Below are 2,818 nucleotides of genomic sequence, written 5' to 3'. Positions count from 1 at the left end.
GCTGCAGCAGCCGATCAAGGCGCCGGATTCGAGCAATACCGCCGCCCGACAAAGCGCGACATGTTCCTGGCGACGATGGAGCACATCGTGCCGTGGCAGGAGATGTGTGCGGTAGTTGAGCCGCACTACCCGAAGCCTGGCAACGGGCGTCCTCCGGTGGGATTGGAGCGCATGCTGCGCATGTACTTCGTGCAGCACTGGTTCAACCTGGCCGACGAAGCCTGCGAGGAAGCGCTGCTCGATAGCACTGCACTGCGCCGCTTTGTGGGTATCGACCTGGGGCGCGAGCGGGTACCCGACGGCACAACACTGCTGAAGTTCCGCCGCCTGCTGGAGAAGCACGAGCTGGGCAAGCAACTGTTCGCCACGGTCGGCCAAGTGTTACAAGCCCGCGGCCTGAAAGTGGGCACGGGCACGATCGTGGGCGCCACCATCATCGGCGCGCCCAGTTCGACCAAGAACGCAGACAAGCAGCGCGACCCCGAGATGCACCAGACGCGCAAGGGTCAGCAGTGGCACTTCGGGATGAAGATGCACATTGGGGTGGACAGCCGCAGTGGACTGGCCCACAGCGCCGTGGTGACGGCGGCTAATGTGCATGACAAGCACCCGCTGCCCGATCTGCTGCATGGCAGCGAGCGGCGCGTGTACGGCGACAGCGCCTATGCCAGCCAAAAGGCGCTGATTGAGTCGAAGGTGCCGCAAGCCAAGGACTTCACCAACCAGCGCGTGCGCAGGCGCGGTGAGATCGACGAAGCTCAGCGTACGAAGAGTCGCAACAAGTCCAAGGTGCGGGCCCGCGTGGAGCACGTGTTCGCCGTGGTCAAGCGGCTATGGGGCTTCGCCAAGGTGCGCTACCGCGGCCTGGCCAAGAACGCCACACGCTCGTTCGTCGTGCTGGGCCTGGCCAACATCTATCTGGCGCGTCAGCGCCGCATGGCATGAGTGCGCCCACAACGCGCGCTCAGCGCGCCTGCGGGTGCGAACTGGCACCCAAATGGGGCCATGGCGATCCGCTGATCTCAACATGCGCAACCTCGGCTCGTCGTTGACCCCGGCTTGGTGAAATCAGCGGCTTGTTCAGCGTTGCCTTAGCGCACGCAGGACTTTGGGCTGTGTGCGCTATGACACAGACGGTGTCTTGTCCGCGCCGCATCATGCAAGGAGCCGGTTCTGCAGCCTCTCAGATGGGGCCTTGTCTCTTCATGACGAGCTGCAGCCCCATCCGATCCAACAAAGACGGGCTGCGTGTGAAATGTCGATGCCCGAATGGTCTCTCCTCATGGGCTTGCTGCTCATCGCAATGGTGCTGTCGAGTACCTTGCTTGGACGGCTACCCTTGAGCAACGCCATGGTCTACTTGGCGCTAGGCTGGTTCCTAGGGCCTGAGGCATTGGGTGTATTAAGGCCAGATCCCTTTTTGTACACCTCCTTGCTGGAGCGCTTCTCAGAGATCGCGGTGCTGATCTCGCTCTTCTCCGTAGGGATGCAGCTGAGCGTGCCCCTGCGATCCGCCCGCTGGTGGCTGCCGGTGCGGCTCGCTGTCCTCTCGATGGTAGCCATGGTGGCGATGGTGGCGGCCGTCGGTGTTTTGGCCCTGGGCATGTCGTTAGGTGCAGCAGTACTTCTCGGTGCCATTCTTGCGCCGACGGATCCGGTGCTGGCTTCGGGTGTCCAGTCGCAGTCGGGCGCACGTCCCGACCGACTAGGGTTTAGCCTGGCAGGCGAAGGGGGGCTCAACGATGGCACCTCATACCCTATGGTGATGCTGGGTCTCGGGCTGCTGGGACTGCACCCGCTGGGCGAACGCATGCTGCATTGGTGGACCGTGGAGTTCCTGTGGTCAATGACCGCAGGGCTGGCAATTGGCGCGGCGCTGGGCGCGAGCACGGGTAGGCTTGTCGTTTATCTGCGCAGTCGTCACAAGGAGGCTGCGGGCCTGAACGAGTTTCTGGGTATCGGGCTCATGGGGATGGCCTATGGTGCCGCACAGTTGAGCCTGGCCTCCGGGTTTCTCGCCGTGTTCGCCGCGGGGCTTGCGCTGCAGCGCGTGCGTGAGCTTCCCGAGGCTGCCGCCGGTGGAAGAAAACAGGCCTCCCTGAAGGTGCGAACAGCGGATTCAAGGCGCGATGCAGGCGATATGCAAGACTCAGTCCACGGATTCAACGAACAACTGGAGCGGATGGCGGAGCTGGTCCTCGTGCTCATGGTTGGGGCAATGCTGGCCTACGCCAAGCCGGTGGCTCAGGTCTGGTGGTTTGTTCCTTTGGTACTGCTGGTGCTCCGCCCACTGTCTACGCTACCCGCTGTATGGGGGGGGCATGCGGATTGGCGACTCAGGTTCATGATCGGCTGGTTTGGAATTCGGGGTATCGGCTCCATCTTCTACCTGCTGCTGGCATTGAGGCACGGCATTGATCCCACGAGCGCGGCAACCGTGGTGAGTTTGACATTGTGGACGGTGGCGACCTCGATCATCGTGCACGGCATCACGGTATTGCCAATGATGAAGCGCTACATGAGGCATTGACCATGTCGTGATTTCCATGCACCACCGAAGACCCCCTGTGTTCGCAGCGCGGCGGACAGAGGTGGCTCCGTTTGTTTGAACACGAATCGCTAACGATAAGTGAAGCCGATCCTTTCAAGCTGCCTGTTGAATCGCCGGCAGCGATGCGAAGTAGAACTCATAGTGCGGCTCAATCACCGCACACATCTCCTGTCACGGCACGATGTGCTCCATCGTCGCCAGGAACATGTCGCGCTTTGTCGGGCGGCGGTATTGCTCGAATCCGGCGCCTTGATCGGCTGCTGCAGC

Annotated in this window: 2 protein-coding genes; both read left to right on the top strand. The window is 62.2% G+C overall.

The genetic code is table 11. The features are described 5' to 3' along the window. Positions 1 to 945 (top strand): IS5 family transposase (locus BP68_RS19120; RefSeq protein ID WP_496374748.1); only part of this gene is annotated, 945 nt, incomplete at its 5' end. A 310-nt stretch (positions 946 to 1,255) separates the two neighbouring features. Continuing rightward, the gene (locus BP68_RS19115; RefSeq protein WP_496374746.1) at positions 1,256 to 2,530 is read left to right on the top strand and encodes a cation:proton antiporter; all 1,275 of its coding nucleotides are present in this window, start codon (positions 1,256 to 1,258) and stop codon (positions 2,528 to 2,530) included. The last annotated feature ends 288 nt before the right edge of the window (positions 2,531 to 2,818 follow it).

The sequence above is a fragment of the Diaphorobacter oryzae DSM 22780 genome (assembly GCF_059568935.1).
The sequence above is the reverse complement of the archived record's forward strand: the minus strand, read 5'-3'. Positions and strand labels throughout refer to the sequence as shown.